Source organism: Sphingomonas sp. So64.6b (assembly GCF_014171475.1).
Classification (GTDB): Bacteria; Pseudomonadota; Alphaproteobacteria; order Sphingomonadales; family Sphingomonadaceae; genus Sphingomonas; species Sphingomonas alpina_A.
On record NZ_CP048817.1, the window covers coordinates 3,695,074 to 3,715,515 of the forward strand.

Annotated in this window: 21 protein-coding genes; 12 read left to right on the forward strand and 9 right to left on the reverse strand. The window is 65.5% G+C overall.

Translation table 11 applies throughout. The features are described 5' to 3' along the window. Positions 1 to 140 precede the first annotated feature (140 nt). Complete coding sequence (locus G4G27_RS17560; RefSeq protein ID WP_183109832.1) at positions 141 to 1,307, reverse strand: phosphoserine transaminase; 1,167 nt, start codon at positions 1,305 to 1,307, stop codon at positions 141 to 143. A gap of 158 nt (positions 1,308 to 1,465) precedes the next feature. Here G4G27_RS17560 and G4G27_RS17565 point away from each other — a divergent pair, with 158 nt between their 5' ends. Continuing rightward, positions 1,466 to 2,194, forward strand: a complete 729-nt coding sequence (locus G4G27_RS17565) for an extensin family protein (RefSeq protein WP_183109833.1) — start codon at positions 1,466 to 1,468, stop codon at positions 2,192 to 2,194. Between the two features lie 80 nt (positions 2,195 to 2,274). Next, the gene (locus G4G27_RS17570) at positions 2,275 to 3,159 is read left to right on the forward strand and encodes a TIGR00730 family Rossman fold protein (protein WP_183109834.1); all 885 of its coding nucleotides are present in this window, start codon (positions 2,275 to 2,277) and stop codon (positions 3,157 to 3,159) included. 164 nt (positions 3,160 to 3,323) lie between these two features. Here G4G27_RS17570 and G4G27_RS17575 read toward each other — a convergent pair whose 3' ends face one another. Then, a complete protein-coding gene (locus G4G27_RS17575; protein ID WP_183109835.1) occupies positions 3,324 to 3,986 on the reverse strand; it encodes a cytochrome c family protein in 663 nt (220 codons plus the stop codon). Positions 3,987 to 4,083: 97 nt separating this feature from the next. Between G4G27_RS17575 and G4G27_RS17580 the strand changes: the two genes are divergently transcribed. Next, positions 4,084 to 4,974, forward strand: a complete 891-nt coding sequence (locus G4G27_RS17580) for a prephenate dehydratase (RefSeq protein ID WP_183109836.1) — start codon at positions 4,084 to 4,086, stop codon at positions 4,972 to 4,974. Between the two features lie 86 nt (positions 4,975 to 5,060). Further along, positions 5,061 to 5,477, forward strand: coding sequence for a hypothetical protein (locus G4G27_RS17585; RefSeq protein ID WP_183109837.1), 417 nt, complete (start codon positions 5,061 to 5,063; stop codon positions 5,475 to 5,477). 16 nt (positions 5,478 to 5,493) lie between these two features. On the opposite strand, the gene nudC is transcribed toward G4G27_RS17585, so the two are convergent. Genes nudC through G4G27_RS17600 form a run of 3 tightly spaced genes read right to left on the reverse strand, consistent with a single transcriptional unit; the run spans position 5,494 to position 8,719 of the window. Beyond that, positions 5,494 to 6,357: an NAD(+) diphosphatase gene (nudC, locus tag G4G27_RS17590; RefSeq protein ID WP_183109838.1), complete on the reverse strand. Its 864-nt coding sequence runs from the start codon at positions 6,355 to 6,357 to the stop codon at positions 5,494 to 5,496. Continuing rightward, positions 6,354 to 7,682 (reverse strand): serine hydrolase domain-containing protein, encoded by a 1,329-nt coding sequence (locus tag G4G27_RS17595; RefSeq protein ID WP_183109839.1) that lies wholly within the window; start codon positions 7,680 to 7,682, stop codon positions 6,354 to 6,356. The genes nudC and G4G27_RS17595 overlap by 4 nt, the downstream gene beginning before the upstream one ends. Further along, the gene (locus G4G27_RS17600) at positions 7,679 to 8,719 is read right to left on the reverse strand and encodes an A/G-specific adenine glycosylase (protein WP_244624393.1); all 1,041 of its coding nucleotides are present in this window, start codon (positions 8,717 to 8,719) and stop codon (positions 7,679 to 7,681) included. The genes G4G27_RS17595 and G4G27_RS17600 overlap by 4 nt, the downstream gene beginning before the upstream one ends. Positions 8,720 to 8,745: 26 nt before the next feature. Here G4G27_RS17600 and G4G27_RS17605 point away from each other — a divergent pair, with 26 nt between their 5' ends. Genes G4G27_RS17605 through smc form a run of 4 tightly spaced genes read left to right on the forward strand, consistent with a single transcriptional unit; the run spans position 8,746 to position 14,225 of the window. Further along, positions 8,746 to 9,288 (forward strand): DciA family protein, encoded by a 543-nt coding sequence (locus tag G4G27_RS17605; protein WP_244624394.1) that lies wholly within the window; start codon positions 8,746 to 8,748, stop codon positions 9,286 to 9,288. Next, positions 9,288 to 10,004 carry a thioredoxin domain-containing protein gene (locus G4G27_RS17610; RefSeq protein WP_183109842.1) on the forward strand — a complete coding sequence of 239 codons (717 nt, stop codon included), beginning with the start codon at positions 9,288 to 9,290 and terminating at the stop codon, positions 10,002 to 10,004. The genes G4G27_RS17605 and G4G27_RS17610 overlap by 1 nt, the downstream gene beginning before the upstream one ends. 37 nt (positions 10,005 to 10,041) lie before the next feature. Next, positions 10,042 to 10,785, forward strand: coding sequence for a thioredoxin domain-containing protein (locus tag G4G27_RS17615; protein ID WP_183113879.1), 744 nt, complete (start codon positions 10,042 to 10,044; stop codon positions 10,783 to 10,785). Positions 10,786 to 10,820: 35 nt separating this feature from the next. Then, entirely contained in the window at positions 10,821 to 14,225 is a 3,405-nt protein-coding gene (gene smc / locus G4G27_RS17620) for a chromosome segregation protein SMC (RefSeq protein WP_183109843.1), read from the forward strand. 291 nt (positions 14,226 to 14,516) lie between these two features. Here the strand turns inward: smc and G4G27_RS17625 are convergent, their stop codons facing one another. Genes G4G27_RS17625 through G4G27_RS17635 form a run of 3 tightly spaced genes read right to left on the reverse strand, consistent with a single transcriptional unit; the run spans position 14,517 to position 16,304 of the window. Further along, positions 14,517 to 14,927 (reverse strand): hypothetical protein, encoded by a 411-nt coding sequence (locus G4G27_RS17625; RefSeq protein WP_183109844.1) that lies wholly within the window; start codon positions 14,925 to 14,927, stop codon positions 14,517 to 14,519. 26 nt (positions 14,928 to 14,953) lie between these two features. After that, entirely contained in the window at positions 14,954 to 15,781 is an 828-nt protein-coding gene (locus G4G27_RS17630; RefSeq protein ID WP_244624726.1) for a sigma-70 family RNA polymerase sigma factor, read from the reverse strand. 58 nt (positions 15,782 to 15,839) lie between these two features. Beyond that, positions 15,840 to 16,304: a carboxymuconolactone decarboxylase family protein gene (locus G4G27_RS17635; protein ID WP_183109846.1), complete on the reverse strand. Its 465-nt coding sequence runs from the start codon at positions 16,302 to 16,304 to the stop codon at positions 15,840 to 15,842. A 162-nt stretch (positions 16,305 to 16,466) separates the two neighbouring features. Between G4G27_RS17635 and G4G27_RS24355 the strand changes: the two genes are divergently transcribed. Together G4G27_RS24355 and G4G27_RS17640 are read left to right on the forward strand one after the other, a co-directional pair. After that, a complete protein-coding gene (locus G4G27_RS24355) occupies positions 16,467 to 16,601 on the forward strand; it encodes a hypothetical protein (RefSeq protein WP_267134674.1) in 135 nt (44 codons plus the stop codon). A 125-nt stretch (positions 16,602 to 16,726) separates the two neighbouring features. Then, positions 16,727 to 17,974 (forward strand): putative DNA modification/repair radical SAM protein, encoded by a 1,248-nt coding sequence (locus G4G27_RS17640; RefSeq protein WP_183113880.1) that lies wholly within the window; start codon positions 16,727 to 16,729, stop codon positions 17,972 to 17,974. Here the strand turns inward: G4G27_RS17640 and G4G27_RS24040 are convergent. Next, positions 17,967 to 18,134, reverse strand: coding sequence for a hypothetical protein (locus tag G4G27_RS24040; protein WP_210275210.1), 168 nt, complete (start codon positions 18,132 to 18,134; stop codon positions 17,967 to 17,969). The two genes, G4G27_RS17640 and G4G27_RS24040, sit on opposite strands and share 8 nt — an antisense overlap. A gap of 43 nt (positions 18,135 to 18,177) precedes the next feature. Here G4G27_RS24040 and G4G27_RS17645 point away from each other — a divergent pair, with 43 nt between their 5' ends. Both G4G27_RS17645 and G4G27_RS17650 read left to right on the forward strand, forming a co-directional pair. Continuing rightward, positions 18,178 to 19,371: a parallel beta-helix domain-containing protein gene (locus tag G4G27_RS17645; protein WP_183109847.1), complete on the forward strand. Its 1,194-nt coding sequence runs from the start codon at positions 18,178 to 18,180 to the stop codon at positions 19,369 to 19,371. Next, positions 19,368 to 20,432 carry an SO2930 family diheme c-type cytochrome gene (locus G4G27_RS17650; protein ID WP_244624395.1) on the forward strand — a complete coding sequence of 355 codons (1,065 nt, stop codon included), beginning with the start codon at positions 19,368 to 19,370 and terminating at the stop codon, positions 20,430 to 20,432. The genes G4G27_RS17645 and G4G27_RS17650 overlap by 4 nt, the downstream gene beginning before the upstream one ends. Positions 20,433 to 20,442 lie beyond the last annotated feature (10 nt).

The following is a 20,442-nucleotide window of genomic DNA, read 5'->3' on the forward strand; positions in this document are numbered from 1 at the left end:
GGGAATTTCCTTATTCTATCGCCCTCGCCCCTCCGGGGAGAGGGCAGACGAGCGGATGCGAAGTCGGGAGAGGGGCAGTGGGAAGCGGCAGCCTTTATGACTGCCCCTCTCCCAACCCTCTCCCCGGAGGCGAGAGGGCTTTAAGAAGCCTTGACCGAGGCGTAGGCCCAGTCGAGCCATGGGCCGAGCGCGACGATATCCGCCGTATCGACCGTCGCGCCGCACCAGATGCGCAGGCCCGGCGGGGCATCGCGATAACCGGCGATATCATACGCCGCGCCGGCCTTTTCGAGCAGCCCGGCGAACGACTTGATCATCGCCTCGTCGGCGCCTTCGACGGTCAGGCAGACGCTGGTCTTCGACCGCGATGCGGGATCGGCGGCGAGGTGCCCGAGCCAGGAGCGCTCGCTGACGAGTCGGTCGAGCGCCGCCGCATTGGCATCGCTGCGCGCGATCAGCCCGTCGGCGCCGCCGACCGACTTCGCCCATTCGAGCGCCGAAATGGCGTCCTCGACCGCAAGCATCGACGGCGTATTGATCGTCTCGCCCTTGAACACGCCTTCGGCCAGCTTGCCCTTCGAGACGAGGCGGAAGACCTTGGGCAGCGGCCATTTCGGCGTGTAATTTTCGAGCCGTTCGACCGCACGGGGGCCGAGGATCAGGACGCCGTGTCCGCCTTCGCCGCCAAGCACCTTCTGCCAGGAGAAGGTCGCGACATCGATCTTGTCCCACGGAATGTCATAAGCGAACACCGCGCTGGTCGCGTCGGCGAAACTCAGGCCGGTGCGGTCATCGGCGATCCACTCGCCATTCGGCACGCGCACGCCCGATGTGGTGCCGTTCCAGGTGAACAGCACATCGCTCGACCAGTCGATTTGGGTCAGATCGGGGAGCTGGCCATAATCGGCGCGGACCACCGTCGGGTCGAGTCCAAGCTGCTTGACCGCATCGGTCACCCAGCCTTCGCCGAAGCTTTCCCAGGCGAGCGCGGTGACCGGCTTGGCGCCCAGCATGGTCCACATCGCCATTTCGAACGCGCCGGTGTCGGAACCGGGAACGATGCCGATGCGGTGCGTGTCGGGGAGCCGAAGCAGTTCGCGCATCAGGTCGATGCAATATTGCAGCCGGGTCTTGCCGATCTTCGAGCGATGCGAGCGCCCAAGCGATTCGGTGGCGAGATTCGCGGCGGCCCAGCCGGGAGGCTTGGCGCAGGGACCGGAGGAAAAATAGGGACGCGCAGGGAGAACAGCGGGCTGTTCGAGTTGCACAGGCAGAGCCTGCGCGGGAGGCGCAGATAGTTCAGTCATGTAGTCTCTCCTTACAGAGAGCACGCGCGGCGTTGGGACCGCGTGGCCCGTCGACGGCCCTAGCGATATGGCGTCGCGTGTCAATCGACCTTTGGTCGAGCCCAAGCTTCGATCGACCTTTGGTCGAACCCAAGCTTCGATCGACCTTTGGTCGAACAATGCCGTCCGTCGGGCGCTGCGTTCTGGCGGCGTTCAGCAAGCCACGCTATCGCGGCCGGGTGAAACGCGCGTTACTCCTCATTTTGCCGCTGCTTCTTTCAGGCTGCCTGTTCGGTGGTGGTGACGATGATCGCCCGCCGCCGCGTCGCGCCGGATCGCGGCCGGCCACGCTGAACATGCCGACCTCAAGCGAAACCAGGGCATGTTATGCCGATCTGGCACGCGACAATATTCAGTACAGCCCCCTGCCGGACCACGATTTCGGTGGCGGCTGCAAGGTGGTCGGTGCGGTCCAGTTGATCGATATCGGCCTGCCCGTCACCAATTTGAAGGCGATGCGCTGCGGCCTCGCCCGCGCTTTTACCGGCTGGGCGCGTAACGGCGTCGCGCCCGCCGCGCGGCAGATACTCGGCAGCGATCTGGTACGGATCGAGACTTTCGGCACCTATGTCTGCCGCAATATCGTCGGCAGTGCGGGCAACAGCGGCAAGCTGTCCGGGCACGGTATCGCCAATGCGGTGGATATTTCCGCCTTCATCCTCAGCGACGGCCGCCGCATCAGCATCGAACAGGGCTGGCGATCGAACGATCGCGACGTGAAGACCTTCCTGCGCACGATCCAGACCTCGGCATGCAAGCGCTTCGGCACGGTGCTCAGCCCGGATTATAATGCCGTGCATTACAACCACCTGCACCTCGAGGCCGATAAGGCCAAATTTTGTCGTTGAGTTTGAAATCCGCGAAAGAGCGAATTTCAAAACAAATACGCCCGCTTCAAACGCCTGGCGCTTTGCTCTAAAGCGCTTGGATGAGTGATACACATGTTCCGTCGCGGGTCTTTCCGCGCGCCCGCCAGGATGCCGAAACCGCCAAGACCGGCATCAGCACCCCCCAGACCGAGAACCCGGCCTATAAGCTCGCCTTTCAGGATATGGATTTCCTGTTGCGCGAGGATCTCCGCCCGGTCCGTTTCCAGCTCGAGCTGCTCAAGACGCAATTGGTGCTCGACGAAGCCAATATCGCCTCGACCTTCGTCTTTTACGGATCGGCGCGAATCCCCGAACCGGCCAAGGCGCAGGCGCTGCGTGAACTGGCGCAAGGCGAAGAGGCGATCCGCATCGCCGACAGCCTGATCGCCAAGTCGAAATATTACGAGGTGGCGCGCGAACTCGCCCGGATGGTCAGCCAGTTCCCGCGCGATACCGAAGGCAAACGCCATTTCGTCGTCTGCTCCGGCGGCGGCCCGTCGATCATGGAAGCGGCCAATCGCGGTGCTGCCGATGTCGGCCAGGAATCGATCGGCCTCAATATCGTGCTGCCGCACGAACAGGCGCCCAACCCCTATGTGACGCCGTCCTTAAGCGTTCAATTCCACTATTTCGCGCTGCGCAAGATGCATTTCCTGCTCCACGCCCGCGCGCTTGCCGCGTTTCCCGGCGGGTTCGGCACGTTCGACGAATTGTTCGAATTGCTGACCTTGATCCAGACCGGCAAGATCGCACCGATCCCGGTGCTGCTCTATGGCCGCGACTTCTGGACCAAAGTGGTCAATTTCGAGGCGCTGGTCGAGGAAGGCGTGGTGTCGGCGCGCGACCTGCACATCTTCAAGATCGTCGAGACGGCCGAGGAAGGCTGGCAGGTCGTACGCGACTTCTACCGCGAACGTCCCGAGAGCGGCGTGGTATTGGAATAGCCTCGGCAAAGCGCGCTCGGTCAAATAAAGCCGCTTCCCCGGCGAAAGCCGGGGCCCAGTCGAGAAACAGACGGTAACGGCTGCAGCGTTCCGTTATTTTGGCCATTGCGACTGGACCCAGGCCTTCGCCGGGGAAGCGGGTTCTTTAGGCGCCCGCTATCCGATCAATGCGCGTTTGCAGCTGGATCAACCGACGGCGCACCGGGAGCCAGCGTCGCCTTGTTCGCCAGGTCCTCGGTGGGGTCGGGCGCCTTGGCGCCGGGCGTCGCGGGGGTTGCCGGAGCGGCAGCCGTTGCCGCCGCCGGCGCTGCCGGCAGCGGCAGGTTCGAACCCTGCTGATTGAGATAGGCGATCACATTCGCCCGGTCCTGTGCATTGCCCAGACCGGCAAAGGTCATCTTGGTGCCATTGGCGAACTTGCGCGGGCTGGTCAGCCACGCGTTCATTTCGTCAAAGCCCCATTTGCCGCCATGCGATTTGAGCGCGTCGGAGAAAGCGAAGCCCGCCTTACCCTCGGCAATGCCTTCACCGAGCGTTCCGTACAGATTCGGGCCGATACCGTTGGCGCCGCCCTGAGCGATCGTGTGGCACGCCGTGCACTTCTTGAACACGTCGGCGCCCTTGGCCGGATCGGCGGTCGCAAGCAGCGTCGCGATCGGCACTTCCGCCGCACCGCCGCCGCCCGCGGCCTCCGCGCCCTCGATCGGATAACCCGGCTTTTCGGGTGCTTCGGCGTGGTACACCATGCCGCCGACGATCGACAGCCCCAGCGCCGCGCCGCAAGCCGCCAGCACCCAGCCCGCGATCGTGTTCGTCCTGTTGTCCATTATGCCGTCTTGCCCCTGTCTTGTCATAGGCCGGAAAGTTGGCTTCCTTTAGATTCGCGTTGCCGACACCGCAAGCGGCGCTTAAGCGCGCGGCCTCATGGAAAATTTCGCTGCTCCCGCCCGCCCGATCGTGGCGATGATGACCGAGGCCGCCGCCGCCGCCCCCGAGCGCGCGGTCGCCTTTCAGGGCGCGCCTGGCGCGAATTCGCATGTCGCGGCGATGGAAGCCTTTCCCGACGGCCTGCCCTTGCCCTGTTTCGATTTCGCCGACGCGATCGACGCGGTGCGTGATGGCCGCGCCGATTGCGCGATCATCCCGATCGAGAATTCACTGCACGGCCGCGTCGCCGACATGCATTTTCTGCTGCCCGAATCGGGGCTGGTGATCACCGGCGAGCATTTCCTCGGCATCAAGCACGCGCTGATGGGTGTCGGCACGCGCGACGAAGTGCGCGAGGCGATGAGCCATCCCCAGGCGCTCGGTCAATGCCGTCACTGGCTGCGCGAGCAAGGTATCTCGGCGATCGCCTATCCCGATACCGCGGGGGCGGCGGCGGTGGTCGCTGAATTGAACGATCCCAAGGTGGCGGCGCTCGCCCCGCCGGGCGCGGCGGCGATCTATGGCCTCAACCTGCTCGCCGAGAATCTGGCCGATGCCGATCACAATACGACGCGTTTCGTCGTACTCGCGCGTGCCGGGCATGAGGCGATCGGCGACGGACCGTGGATGACGACGCTGATCTTCGAAGTCCGCAACGTGCCCGCCGCGCTCTACAAGGCGATGGGCGGCTTCGCGACCAATGGCGTCAACATGACCAAGCTGGAAAGCTATCAGCGCGGCGGCAGCTTCGCGGCGACGGAGTTCTATGCCGATATCGAGGGCAGGCCCGGCGACCCGGGCCTCGACCGCGCGTTGGAGGAACTGGGTTTCCATACCAAATGGGTGCGGCTGTTGGGCACGTACCGGCAGGCACGGACGCGGGGGTAAGATCGCGTCTTAGACGGGTCCGTAGTTAGGCCTTAGCAAAATTTTGACCCTTTCTGCGCATGTTCCGGCGCATGAAACGAGCGACATTGAGTGAAGCGGCCTGGCTCGGCGGTTTCGTGGGGCTATGGGCATCTGAAGCTGCTATTTTCTGTTTCGTCGAAACCGACGCGTCTTTGGCGGTCAGGTATCTGCTCGCAACGTCGCCGGCCTGGCTCGCGGCAATATTCTTCAACCTGATCAGATTATATCGAACATCTGTTCGGCCGCCGCAACTCGACCCGTCGAAATTCGCGCGAGGAGCATGCGTCACTGCGCTCGTGCTAGCCGTCGCCTTGGCATTTTCCCAAAGCGTCGGGTCGAACGATCCGCGACATGCGCCGCTCTGGGCATTCTCTCTTCTCCTGTTCAGCCTGGGAAGCGCAGCCGTCCTGGGATCGATAACGACGCTGGCTCAGCACGGATTATGCCGCGTCCTGCGAAGCGACGCCGACAACCACCCGTAATCGGACAGAGGGCTGGCTACCCCGCCGCCCAGGCCGTCAGCAGTGTGTGTGCGATCGCATAGGGCGGCGGCGCCAGGAACGAGCCTTCGCCGCCCGCCAGCACGCGACGCACTTCCTCACGCGAAACCCAGATCGCGTCTTCCAGCTCGTTGGTGTCGAGCGTGATCGCATCATGCTCCGCCATGCCGACACAGGCGATCATCAGCGACGACGGGAACGGCCAGGGCTGGCTGGCGATGTAACGCACATCGGTCACGCGCACGCCGGCTTCCTCCATGATCTCGCGCGCGACCGCCTCCTCGATCGATTCACCGGGTTCCAGGAACCCCGCCAGCGCCGAATAGCGCCCAGCCGGCCAAGCCGGCTGGCGTCCGAGCAGTGCGCGGCCGTCATGCTCGGCGATCATGATCACCACCGGGTCGACGCGCGGGAAATGTTCGGCGTGACAATTCGGGCAGTTGCGTCCCCAGCCGGCGCGGAACATCGCCGTCTGCGTCCCGCAATTGGCGCAGAATTGATGTCGGCTGTGCCAGTCGAGCACGCTACGCGCCGCGGCATAGGTTGCCGCTTCGCCCGGCGCGAATTGATCGAGCAACCCGAACAGCCGCATCGATCGGGCGGTCGGCGCCCGCATGCCGGGGGTGAACGCGGCGAAATACGGCTTGTCGCCGTCAAGCCCGAGCAGCACCAGTTCGGCATCCTCGGGCGCCTCGGCCAGGCTGGTCCAGCCGAGCCGCCCGGCATCGTCGAGCTCGGGTTCGAAATTCTCCAGCTTGAGCAATTTCGCACGCCAGTCGCCGGTCGCCGCCGCAAAGGCTTGCGTGTCGTGGCGCAGGCGGTCGGCACGGTCGAGCGTGCCGCCAGTAAATCCGGGAATCACGGGCGCTTCTTCTCCAGATCGGTCTTGAATGCGGTGAGCACCTCAGTGCGCAGCGGCCATTTGTCGCCCGGGAAATAATTGACCATCACCGTACCGCGCACCTGATGCGCGGGATCGACGAACGCGACCGTGCCGGCAGCACCACCCCAGCCATAAGTGCCCTTGGCCGGTCCGCCCGGCGTGTCCGCGATCGCCACCGAGCCGCCCGCGCCAAAGCCCATCGGCTGAGACGTGCCGCCGGTTGCGGTGGCCGCGCCGGGAAAAAACACACCCGCCGGCATCAGGTTCGACATGGCGAGCCTGGCGGTGTCCGCCTTCATCACGCGCACGCCGTCGAGTTCGCCGTAATTCTGCAGCATGTGCAGGAAACGGTCATAGTCGCGCGCCGACATGACCAGCCCGGCGCCGCCATAGGGAAAGCTCGGCGGCTTGAGCCAGGCCGAGGTCGCGGCGGGATCCAGCGGCGCGCGGTTCTCGCCGACGATGATATAATTGCTCGACAGGCGCCCAAGCTCGCTCTCCGGCACCGTCCAATAGCTCGAATTCATCTTCAGTGGATCGAAGATGCGCTTCTGCACGAACGAATCGAAGCTCATCCCGCTGGCCACTTCGATCACCCGGCCCATCACGTCGAGCCCGATCGAGTAGCTCCATTTGGTGCCAGGATCGGCGATCAGCGGCACGCTCGCGACGCGGTTGGCGAATTCCTCGAGCGTCGCCGGACGGGTCTTGCGCGATTCGACCTCAAGCGCGGCGTTAACCGCGGCGGGGGTCAGGCCAAGCCGTTCATACTCCTTGAGCAACGGTCCCTTGGTGACGATCGTGTATCCAAGACCCGCAGTATGCGTCAGCAAGTTGCGGATCGTGATCGGCCGCGTCGCCGGACGGCTATCGAGGCTGTCCGGGCCGATCTGCACTTTCATGTTCTTGAATGCGGGGATGAAGTCGGAAAGCGGCTGGTCGAGCGACATTTTGCCGTCCTCGATCAGGATCATCGCCGCCATACCGGTGATCGGCTTGGTCATCGAATAGACCCGCCACAGGCTGTCCGGCCCGGCCTTTGCGGCGGTCGCTTCGTCGCCGATCTTGCCCGCGCTCAGAAACATGGTCGGCCGGTCGCGATAACCGAATGCCGCGACGATGCCGGGCATCTTGTTGTCCGCGACATAGGAATCGAGCAGCGCCTGGGTTCCCGGCAATGGCGACACGGCAGCGGCGGCAACCAAGGGCTGGGTCTGGGGTGCCGCCTCACGCGCAAACACCGCGCCCGTCGCGAGCAGCGCCAGCGCACCCGCCGAAACCATGTACCACCGCACAGCCTTCATATTGCCCTCCTGATCCCGGCCGCCGCCTTGGCGAACACCGTCGGCAGTCCCGCCGACTCGATATCCGCCACCGGCCACCATTCGCCCGCGTTCGAATGCTCCCGCAGACGCGCGACCGCAAGGGCGAGTTCGAGCCGAAAATGCGTGAAGACATGTGCGACGCTGGTGTCGAGCAATGTCCAGTCGGCGGCAAAGGGCCGGTCGGCAAGTCCCGGCGGCGCGTCCGCCCATGGCCCGGTGGGCAGCGCACGCATCCCGCCGAGCAAGCCACGCGGCGGCCGGCGCACCAGCAGCACCTGATCCCCGTGCTCGGCCCAGAAGATCGTACCGTAACGCTGCGGCCGCGCGGCCTTGGCCGGCTTGACCGGAAAGGTTTCCGGCGCCCCTCTTGCAAAGCCGGCGCACTGACCGACCAGCGGACAAGCCAGACATTTGGGGCTGCGCGGAGTGCAGATCGCCGACCCCAGATCCATCATCGCCTGGGCGAAATCGCCCGGCCGCCGGTCCGGCGTTATCGAATCGGTAGCGATACGGATCGCCGTGCGCGCGGCGGGCAATGGCTCACCGATCGCGAACAATCGCGCGACGACGCGCTCGACATTGCCGTCGACCACCACCGCGCGTTCGCCAAAGGCGATGCTGGCGATCGCCGCGGCGGTATAGGCACCGATCCCGGGCAACGCGCGCAATTCGGCTTCGTTGCCGGGAAACAGGCCGCCATGCCGCTCGACCACGACCCGCGCGCAGGCCACCAGATTACGCGCCCGCGCATAGTAACCCAAACCCGCCCAGGCGGTCATCAGCTCGCTCTCGTCGGCGGCGGCGAGGCTCGCAAAATCGGGCCAGCGCGCAGTGAAAAGGTCGAATTTCGGCCGCACCGTCGCGACCGTCGTCTGTTGCAGCATGATTTCCGACAACCACACCCGATACGGATCGGGCGCCGGCGCACCAGGCGGCGATCGCCACGGCAAATCGCGCGCATGGCGATCATACCAGGCCAATAGCGGTTCTGCGACGGATCGGGGCTTTGCGGGCACGGCATCGCTATGGCATGGAAGGCGTGATGAGCAAGCGCGGCGTTCCCAAGTCCGAGTCCGAACCGCAACGCGGCGGCCGCGCCCGTGCGGTGTCGGAGCTGCTGCCCGACGCCGGGCGCGCCGCATTCCGCCGCTTCGGCTTCGTGCAGAGCGCCGTGGTCAGCCGCTGGGGCGACATTGTCGGCGCGCGCTATGCCGGCGTGTCGGCACCCGAATCGATCCGCTTTCCGCAGGGCAAGAAATCCGAAGGCACGCTCAATCTGGTGGTGCGCGGCGCGCACGGCACGATGATGCAGCATATCGCGCCCGAGATCATCGAACGGGTCAATCGCTTCTTCGGTTATGCCGCGATCGCGCGCGTGCAGATGCGCCAGGGCGATGTGCCGGCACCGCGCCCGCGCCCTGCGCCGCCGTCACTGAAGCCGATACCGGTCGAGCTCGGCGCGAGCCTGCGCATGATCGCCGATCCGGAATTGAAGGCAGTGCTCGAGGCACTCGCGGCGGGTGTCGCGGCGACCAAGGGACCGCCGGTCGTGGGGAGCCCAATCAAGGTGAGGCGGGACGAGTGATGCGAAGATTGATTACCCTGTTGCTGGCCCCATTGCTGACATTGGTGCTGGCGCCGTTGATGGTGAGTGCTGTCGCGGCACCGCGCGACTGGACCAGGGTCGCCACGCAAACGGCGAGCGGTTCGTTCGTGATCGGCAATCCCAAGGCGAAGGTGAAGCTGATCGAATATCTCAGCTACACCTGCCCGCACTGCGCGCATTTTTCGAATGAATCCTCGGCGGTGCTGAAAGGCAAATATGTTCGCTCGGGCTCGACCAGCGTCGAATTGCGCCACGCAATTCGCGACAAGCTCGACCTGGCGGCGGCCGTCGTCGCGCGCTGCACCGGCACCGCCGGCTTCTCGGCGACGACCGACGCGATCTTCGCAGCGCAGGGCGAATGGGGCCCGCGCGGTGATCAATTCGAACGCATCAACGGCAGCCGCATGGCGCTTTATTCGGAAAGCGCGCGACTGCGCGCGCTCGCGGATGGCTCGGGGCTGAGCGATATCGGCCGCGCCAAGGGGCTGAGCAACGCGGCGCTCGATGCCTGTTTCGCCAATACCGCCGAGCTGCTCAAGATCGCGGTGATGACCGACGCGTCGTGGAAAGCGATCAACGCCGCTGCCGGGCCCGAAGGCGGCGGCACGCCGAGCTTCGTGGTCAACGGCAAGCCCCATACCAAGACCGAATGGGCCGGGCTCGACACGGTATTGCGGGCAGCCGGTGCCAAGTAATTTATGATTTCGTGATTCTTCCTGGAGTGTGATCGTGATGAAGTTTCGTCTTGCAAGCGCGTTGATCGTCCCATTGGCCGTCCTGGCGGGCTGTGGCGGCGGCGATGCCACCGGCAATATCTCAGCGCCCGCCACTCCGATCGCGACGGTCGCCGCGCCGGCCGGCAAGAATTGGAGCGAAACGGTCGCGGTAACCGCAGAGGGCGGTTATCGCGTCGGCAATCCCGACGCGCCGCTGAAGCTGGTCGAATATGGCTCGCGCACCTGCCCGACCTGTGGCGCATTCGGCCGTGAAGGCACGATGCCGTTGATCAACAATTACGTCTCGACCGGCAAGGTGAGCTTCGAGTTCCGCGACTTCCTCGTCCATGGCGCACCCGATCTCGCCGCCGCCCTGCTCGGCACCTGCGGCGGACCGCAGCCCTTCTTCCCGCTGCTCGAACAGATGTACCAGAATCAGCAAAGCTATCTCGACAAGCTGCAAGCGATGTCGCCCGAGATGCAGGCCAAGTTCCAGACCATGAAGCCCAATCAGGTGGCGACCGCGCTCGCCGAGCAGATGGGCCTGATCGAGTTCGTCAAGCAGCGCGGCATCCCCGAGGCCAAGGCGCGCGCTTGCCTCAACGACCAGGCCAAGCTCGAAGCGGCAGCCAAGCTGAGCGACGATGCCAGCGCATCGGGCAAGGTCACCGGCACGCCGACCTTCATCCTCAACGACCAGAAGGTCGATGCGGTCAGCTGGAGCCAGCTTGAGCCGATCCTGAAGGGCGCGGGCGCCTGATCTCAGGCAATCATCCGCGGGGGGCGGTGGTCTAGGTGCAGATCAAGCGGCTCAGGCTGTCCGGCTTCAAGAGCTTCGTCGATGCCGCCGATTTGCGCATCGAGCCCGGGCTGACGGGGATCGTCGGCCCAAATGGCTGCGGCAAATCCAATCTGCTCGAGGCGCTGCGCTGGACGATGGGCGAGACCTCCGCCCGGTCGCTGCGCGGCGCGGGCATGGAGGACGTGATCTTCGCCGGCACCGCGACGCGGCCGGCGCGCGAGTTCGCCGAGGTCTCGCTGCTGATCGAGGATGCCGGGTCCGAGGAAACCGAGGTGGTGCGCCGGATCGAGCGCGGCGCCGGCTCGGCCTATCGGATCGACGGGCGCGACGTGCGTGCGAAGGATGTCGCGCTGCTGTTCGCCGACGCGGCGACCGGCGCGCATTCGCCCGCTTTGGTCAGTCAGGGCCGGATCAGCGCGGTCATCTCGGCCAAGCCGGCCGAGCGCCGCGCGATGCTCGAAGAGGCGGCGGGCATTGCCGGCCTGCATGTCCGGCGCAAGGACGCCGAGCAGAAGCTACGCGCGACCGAAGCCAATCTCACCCGGCTCGACGAGGTCATCGCCGATCAGGACGCGCGCGCCGCCGCACTGAAACGCCAGGCGCGTCAGGCCGAACGCTACCGCACCTTGTCCGATCAAATCCGTGTCGCCGAAGCTCGCATGATCTTCGCCCGCTGGCGCGATGCGGCGGCGGCGGCGGATGCGGCCAAGGCCGAGGCCGCGCTGGCCGAAACGCGGGTGAGCGAGACGGCGGAAAAACAACGCGCCGCCGCCGCCTATCAAACCGAGGCGACCGATCGCCTGGCGACGGCGCGCGCCGCTGCGCTCGCCGCGCGCGACCGGGCGAGCGAGGCGGGCCACCGGCTCGCCAGCCTGCGCACCGAAAAGGCGACGATCGAACGGCGGCTGACCGAACTGGCCGACAACCGTGCCCGACTGATCGACGACCGCGCGCGAGAAGGCGCTTTGGCCAATGATGCGGCCGAGGCACTGGCGCGCTTGGCCGAGGAAGCCAAAACGCTTGAGGCCAGCATCGCCGAGGCGACCAGGCGCACGCCCGAACTCGATACCGTGCTGGCCGAAGCCGAACGCGCCGCGCGCGATGCCGAGGTCGCACTGGCCCAGGCGCTCGCGGCACAGGCAAGCGAAGCCGCCGAGGCGCGCGTGGCCGAGGCAGCGCTGGCGGCGGGCCGGTCGCGGGTCGAGCGGAGCGAGCGCGACCTCTTGCGCGTGACGTCGGAGGGCGCCGCGCTGGGCGATGCCGCGCCATTGCTCGCCGAACGGACCCGCGCCGCCGAGGCGCGCGCCCAGGCGCTGCGCCACGCCGAATCGGCACGCACCGCACTGGCCCGCGCCGATGCCGGTGAGCGCTCGGCGATCGACCAGCGCGACCGCGCGCAATCGGCGCGCGCGGCCGCTCATGCCGAACTCTCCGCGCTCGACAGCGAAGCGGCGGCACTGGTCAAGGCGACGCGCGCGAGCGGGCGCGAACGACTGCTCGATCAGGTCCGCGCCGATCCGGGTTATGAACGCGCGCTCGCCGCGGCACTGGGCGACGATCTCGAAACCGGGCTCGATTCGTCAGCCGAGCGCTTCTGGGCCGGCGCCGAAACGCTGCCCGGCGATCCGTCTCCACCGGCCGGCACCGTCGCGCTCGCCAAGCATGTCGCCGCACCACCCGCTCTGGCCCGGCGCCTGGCGCAGATCGTCGTCGCGGACAGCGATGACGGCCAGCCGCTTGCGGTCGGCCAGCGGCTGGTGACGATGGGCGGCATATTGCGCCGCTGGGACGGTTATGTCGCCAAATCAGGTGGTGCGGCGGCGGCCGAGCGGCTCGAACGGATGAACCGGTTGCGCACGATCGAATCGGCGCGGCCCGCCGCGGTGCGCGCGGTCGATTCGGCCGATGGCGAACTGGGCCGGATCGACGAAGCGATCACCGAGGCACGCCGCGCCGCGGCCGATGCGCGGCGCGTCCTCGAAGCCGCCGAAACCAGCGCGCGCGACGCTGGGCGCGCCGAAGACAAGGCGGCGGCCGCGCTGGAACGGATCGAGACGCAGCGCGCCGATCTCGAATCGCGGCGCCAGCGCATCGCCGCCGAACTGGCCGAGGCGCAAGCCGAACTCGACCGCGCGATGCGCGACAAGGCGGCGCTGCCCGACGGCAGCGCGACCCGCGACCGCGTCGCCACGCTGTCGGGCGAGGCGGAAACCCGGCGCACCGCGGTGGCGACCGCGCGCGCCGAACGCGCCGGGCTTGAACGCGCCATCGCGCAGGATCGCGACCGGCTGGCGAGCGGTACCGGCGAAGCCAAGGGTTGGCGCGCCCGCGCCGGTGAGGCGGCTCGGCGCATCGGCGACATGGACAAGCGCGAGGGCGAATTGACCGCCGAGGCCGAAACACTCGCCGACCGGCCCGACACGCTCGACAAGGACATCGCCGCACTCGACGCGACGCATGGCACGGCGCGCGCCGAGGCCGAGACCGCGCAGGGGGTCGAGCGCGAGGCCGAAGGGATTTTGCGTGAGACCGATGCCGTGGCCCGCCTCGCCGGCGAGGCGCTGGCCGAGGCACGCGAAGCGCGCGCCGGTGCGGCGGCGCGCGCGGAAAATCAGGAGCTGCGCCGGGTCGAGATGGGCCGGCTGTCGGGCGAGCGTTTCGAATGCCCCGCCCCGGTGCTGCCCGAGCGGGTCGGTTTCCCGGTCGATACGGTGCGCAGCCCGACCGAGGAATCAAGCGCACATGAACGGCTGACGCTGGAGCGCGAGCGGATCGGCCCGGTCAATCTCGTCGCCGAAAGCGAACTGGCCGAACTGGAAGCCGCGAGCATTGGCAACAGCGCCGAGCGCGACGAGCTCGGCCAGGCGGTCAACCGGCTGCGCGGGTCGATCGGCACGCTCAACCGCGAGGGGCGGCAACGCCTGCTTGCCGCGTTCGAGGCGGTCGACGGGCATTTTCGTCGCCTGTTCACCACATTGTTCAACGGCGGCAGCGCGCATCTTGAGCTGATCGATTCGGACGATCCGCTTGAGGCGGGTCTTGAGATCATGGCGCAACCGCCGGGCAAGAAACTTCAGTCGCTGACGCTGTTGTCGGGCGGCGAGCAAGCGCTCACCGCGGTCGCGCTGATCTTCGGCCTGTTCCTGACCAACCCGGCGCCGATCTGCGTGCTCGACGAAGTCGACGCCCCGCTCGACGACGCCAATATCGAGCGTTTCTGCGACTTGCTCGATGCGATGACCCGCGAAACCGCGACGCGTTACCTGATCGTCACGCACAATGCCGTGACGATGAGCCGCATGCACCGCTTGTTCGGCGTGACGATGATCGAGCAGGGCGTGAGCCGGCTGGTCTCGGTCGATCTCGGCGGCGCGGAAAACCTGTTGGCGGCGGAATAGCGCGCGCAACCCCGAATCGCGTTCGGTCCATGTTGGATGTCCTATATCTCCTTTGGACCGAAGCGCTGCCTTCCGCCGTCAGATTTATATAAACACTTGATATATCGAAAGGAATTTCAGTTCTTCATTGTGACGGCGGCGGCGAAACGGAACATTACCGGTGTCCTATATCTCCCGCCATTCGCTCGCTCGCCGGGCGGCGATTCAACCATAGCGCAGCATCTGGTCTGACAGTCGTTGCCGGACTCGTCTGGCTCGCTCTTTCTTATCGCTGGAACGGTATTGCCGCAGTCAGGCCGCGCGTCGGCGGCGCCGGCTCTCGGCATAACTCCACGCCGTCAGCCCGATGCCGAGCAGCGCGGGCAGCGTCACCGCGGGAAAATCCCGCGGGAAGGCGGAAGGCGAACAGATGCCGACCGCGATCTCCCACAAATGGAACAGCGCATGGCCCGAATACCAGATCGTCGCCATCGCCCAGAGCAGCAGACGCAAATCGGTGCGGAACGCACCCACCATATAGGCGCCACCGGTCATCACGAAGATGATCCCGATATCGCGGATGAAATGCTGATTGAACGCGCCGGTCGAAGTCACTCCCGGCACCGCGAAATACCAGTCGAGCGGCGCGGCGAGCATGAACATGCCATTTGCCGCCATGCCCAGTCCGAGGAGTGTCGCAACGACGATGCAGGGCATTCTCATGGCTCGGATTGTCCTTTGATGGTCGGTCAATGCGGCAATCCGGACTGCCCCTCGGTGGCCAGCGCCAGTGCGACATGTTTCAGCTTGTCGGGATTGCGCATGACATAAATGCCCGCGATCCGGCCGTTTTCGATCGCCAGCGCGGTGGTCTGCAGGATTTCGCCGCGCTCGCTGCTGACATAACCGGGCAGGCCGTCGATCCACACCGGGCGGATCATCACCATCCCCTGTTCGCCGAACTTGCGATACAGGCCGGCGAACAGGCGCAGCATGCGATCGATGCCGATGATCGGATTGCGGAAGGCGAGGACACGGCCGCCGCCGTCGGAATGCAGCACGACATTGTCCGCGAGCAGCGCCTGCAATGCCTTGGTGTCGCCACTGCGCGACGCGGTGAAGAACGCTTCGGCGATGCGGTCGGCTTCCTGTTGGTCGACCGGGAAGCGCGGACGCGCGTCATGGACATGCTTGCGCGCCCGCACCGCGAGCTGGCGCACCGCGCCCGCATCGCGATCGAGCGTCGTCGCGACGTCGTTCAACGCGACGCCGAACACGTCGTGGAGCAGGAATGCCGCCCGCTCCAGCGGCGACAGCCGTTCGAGCGCCAGCATCAGCGTCATGGTCAGGTCGTCGGCGGGCTCGTTTTCCTCGGCCGGATCGAACAGCGGTTCGGGCAGCCATTCGCCGACATAGGTTTCGCGCCGCACCCGCGCCGATTTCATGACATCGAGGCACAGCCGCGTGACGATCCGCGACAGAAAGGCGGCGGGATGATCGACCACACCGTCGAACCGGCGCCAGCGCAGCCAGGCGTCCTGCACCACATCCTCGGCTTCGCCGACCGAGCCGAGCATGCGATAGGCGAGGCGCAGCAACCGCGGCCGCTGCGCCTCGAATGGGTCGGTGACGCGATCAGGCCGCGACACGCGCCGCATCCACCGGGTGCACCGCGCGCAATCCGATCTGCAGCCGGTTCCACAGATTGATCGCGCCGATCAGCAGCGTCAGCTGGACCTGCTCGGCCTCGTCGAAATGCTCGGCAAGCGGCGCGAAGTCGCTATCCGGCGCGCCGGTATCGGCAACCCGGGTCAGTGCCTCGGTCCAGGCCAGCGCGGCACGTTCGCGATCGCTGTACAGCGGCGATTCGCGCCATGCGTTGAGCAGGTAGAGGCGCATCTCGGTCTCGCCATGCGCGCGCGCATCCGTCGCATGCATGTGCAGGCAATAGGCGCAGCCATTGATCTGCGACGCGCGCATCTTGACCAGCTCGCATAGCGTATGGTCGAGGCCGCTGGCCTGGATGCTTGCCTCAAGCGCCATCATCGCCTTGATCCCGTCGGGAGCGGATTTGAACGGGTTCTTGATACGGGGAGTCATGATCTTCTCCATCAGTGCACCATGCACCATCGTATCCAAGACGAGATAGCAAAGCCCGGTGTGACATGCCCCGCGGAAAAAGATCCTGCCTTTGTCGTCGGGCCAATCCGGAACAGTTGCACCTATCGATGGTTTTCACTCCGTAACAATGGAGGAACGATCATGCCTGAAGTCCGGAGTGACGAACGCGTCGTCGTCGAACGCAGCACTTTCAACGTCGCCAATATCATCATCGCCATCGCCGTATTATTGGTGGCGTTGGGCGCTCTCAAATATTTCGGCGTCTCGCCGATCTGACCCGGTCGGGCCGGCGCGCGTCCGCGTCGCCGGCCGCGACGCCAAACTATTGACCATACTGAAAAATATGGCCTGATTGATATCGATCAGTCGACTTGCGTGCCGCAAGAACATATGTCGAACATATGGCGCAGCTCGACGTTCAGAAAAAGCTCGAAATCCTCGCCGACGCGGCCAAATATGATGCGTCATGCGCCTCATCGGGCACGGTCAAGCGCAGCTCGCGCGACGGCAACGGGCTCGGCTCGACCGATGGCGGCATGGGCATTTGCCACGCCTATGCGCCGGATGGCCGATGCATCTCATTGCTCAAGATTCTGCTGACCAACAGCTGCATCTTCGACTGCCATTATTGTATCAACCGCAAGAGCAGCAATGTGCGCCGCGCGCGCTTCACCGCGCCGGAAGTGGTGCAGCTCACCCTCGCCTTTTACCGGCGCAATTATATCGAGGGGCTGTTTCTTTCCTCCGGAATCATCCGCTCCTCCAATTATACGATGGAGCAGATCGTCGAGGTCGCGCGGAGCTTGCGCGAAGATCACCATTTTCGCGGTTATATTCATCTCAAGACGATCCCCGACGCCGACCCCGAGCTGGTGCGTCAGGCCGGGCTCCATGCCGATCGCGTTTCGATCAATGTCGAATTGCCGACCGCGAGCGGTCTCAAACGGCTCGCGCCGGAAAAATCCGAGATGCGCATCGAGAGTGCGATGACCGACATGAAATCGGCGATCATCGATACCGCCGATGCGAGCCGAAAATACCGCTCCGCGCCAAAATTCGCGCCGGCCGGGCAATCGACGCAGATGATCGTCGGCGCGGACGCGGCGACCGATGGCGACATCGTGCGCAAGGCATCCACATTGTACGACCGCTTCGGGCTCAGGCGGGTCTATTATTCGGCCTTTTCGCCAATTCCCGATGCCAGCGCGATCCTGCCGCTGCAGCGACCGCCATTGATGCGCGAACATCGCTTGTATCAGTCGGACTGGCTGATGCGTTTCTACGGCTATGCCCCGGGTGAGGTCGTCGCGGCGACCGATGAGGCGACCGGCATGCTGCCGCTCGACATCGATCCGAAGCTTGCCTGGGCGCTCAAATTCCGCGGTTCGTTCCCGGTCGATGTCAACCGCGCACCGCGCGAAATGTTGCTGCGCGTTCCCGGACTGGGGGTGAAGGCGGTCAATTCGATTCTCACCGCGCGGCGCTGGCGCCGGCTTCGGCTCGAGGATATCGGTCGGCTGACTGTGTCGATCGTCAAGATGCGCCCGTTCCTGATCGCCGACGACTGGCGCCCCGGCGCGCTGACCGATCAGGCAGGATTGAAGACGATTGTCACGCCGAAGCCGAAACAGATGGAGCTTTTCAACTGATCATGGCCGGCAAGCCGCGGCGGCGCCCGGCCCGCCGAAATAGGCTATTGACCATAAAATAGTTATCGCTAGGTTTTTTGCCGATGCCGGAACATGTCGGCACGGATGCGGAATTGGTCAGAGCCAAAGGCTCCGGTTCGGTCTGAAAAATGATCGTCATCGACGTGGGCCGAACCCGCGCATGACAATAGAGGAGCTATACCATGAAGCTTATCCTGCCGTTTGCGGCGCTAGCGATCATTGCATCGCCCGCGCTGGCCAAGACCGTCACTGTCGCACCCGGCGCCGATGCGCAGTCGCGGCTGCAGGGTGCGCTGATCGAGGCGACGCCGGGCGACGTGATCGAGATCGGCGCGGGGCGCTTCGAGCTGACCGACGGCCTGTCGCTCGATGTCGATAAGGTTACCGTGCGCGGTGCCGGACCGGACAAGACGATCCTCAGCTTCAAGGGTCAATTGGGCGCGGGCGAGGGTTTGCTCGTCACATCCGACGATGTCGTGCTGCGGGGCTTCGCGGTCGAGGATTCGAAGGGCGACGGGATCAAGACCAAGGGCGCCGACCGGATCGTCTACAAGAATGTCCGCGTCGAATGGACCGGGGGGCCCAAGGAAACCAACGGCGCTTACGGCATCTATCCGGTCGAGAGCAGCGACGTACTGATCGATTCGGTGATCGTGAAAGGCGCGTCCGACGCTGGCATCTATGTCGGCCAGTCGAAGCGGATCATCGTGCGCAACTCGCGCGCCGAGGGCAATGTCGCCGGGATCGAGATCGAGAACAGCCGTAACGCCGACGTTTATGGCAACACTGCGACGCACAATACCGGCGGCATCCTGGTGTTCGACCTGCCCAATCTGCCGGTGATGGGTGGCGGCGACATCCGCGTGTTCAAGAATATGGTGGTCGACAACGACACGCCCAATTTCGCGCCTAAGGGCAATATCGTCGCCACCGTGCCGACCGGCACGGGCGTGCTGGTGATGGCCAACGACAATGTCCATGTCTTCGACAATGATCTGTCGGGCAATGGCACCGCGAACGTGATGATCATCGGTTATCCCAAGACCTTTACCGACGCGCGCTACAACCCGTTGCCGCGCGGCATAGCGGTCGGCGGCAATCGTCACGGCAAGGCCGGCTTTGCGCCGAAACTGCCCGGCGGCGATCAGCTCGCCGCAGCGTTTGGCGGGTCGCTTCCGCCGATCCTGTGGGACGGCACTGGCGACAAGGCCGACCTGGCGGTGACCGACAAGGTCGCGGTGCTCGGCCTGGGTCTCGCGCTTGGCGCACCGCCGGAGACGGCCAAACCGGCACCGGCCGACCTGTCCAAGGGCACGACCAAGCCACAGCCCGCCAAGGTCGTCCTGCCCGAAGCGATGGAGGCGGCCGCGCGGTGAAGCTTGCCCAGCATATCGCCGCGACCGTCTCGGCCTGTGCCGCGCTTGTCATCCTGGGCGCGGCCGTGGAGGACGCGCGCGGTGTAAACGACGCTGCGATCATCGGCGACGGCTATCCGGCGAAATTGTCGGAGTTCCACTTGTTCACCGACATCGCAGCCCGGACACCGGCGCCGCGCGTGACGTCCTATACGCTCAACACGCCGCTCTTCTCCGACTATGCCGAGAAGCAGCGCTACCTTTATGTCCCGGGCGGCAAGATCGCTGCCTATGATCCGGACAAGGTCATCGACCTGCCGGTCGGCTCGGCGCTGGTGAAGACTTTCGGCTATCAGCAATCGGGCAAGTTCAAGGCGCTCGAGACCCGGCTATTGTTGCACCGCGCGAGCGGCTGGGTCGCGATTCCCTATGTCTGGAACGCCGACGGCACCGACGCGGTGCTCAAGCGCGCCGGCACGCGCATCCCGGTGACCTTCACCGATCCGTCGGGGCAGAGCCGCACGATCAGCTATTCGGTGCCCAACCAAAACCAGTGCAAGGATTGCCACGCGCTGTCGGGCGCGATCACCCCGATCGGGCCGAAGATTCGCAACCTCAATGACGGCAAACAGCTTCAGGCGCTGCTCAAAGCGGGCATGATCGATCGCTTGCCGGCCGATGCCCCGCGTCTGGCACGCTGGGACGATGCGGCCACCCCGCTTGCCGACCGCGCGCGCGCCTATCTCGAAACCAATTGCGCGCATTGCCACAACCCCAATGGCGCGGCGTCCAATTCGGGCCTCTATCTCGACTGGAAGCAAGCCGACGCCAATGCGCGCGGCATCCTCAAGCACCCGGTCGCGGCGGGGCGCGGCAGCGGCAGCAACGAGTTCGACATCGACCCCGGCCATCCCGAACGCTCGATCCTGATCTTCCGCATGGAAAGCACCGATCCCGGCATCGCCATGCCCGAACTGGGCCGCGCGACCGTCCATGCCGAGGCGATCGCGCTGCTCACGCGCTGGATCAGCGATATGCCAACCGATGGCAACCGGACCGGGGTGAAAGCGACTCGCAACTGAAACAAGCGAC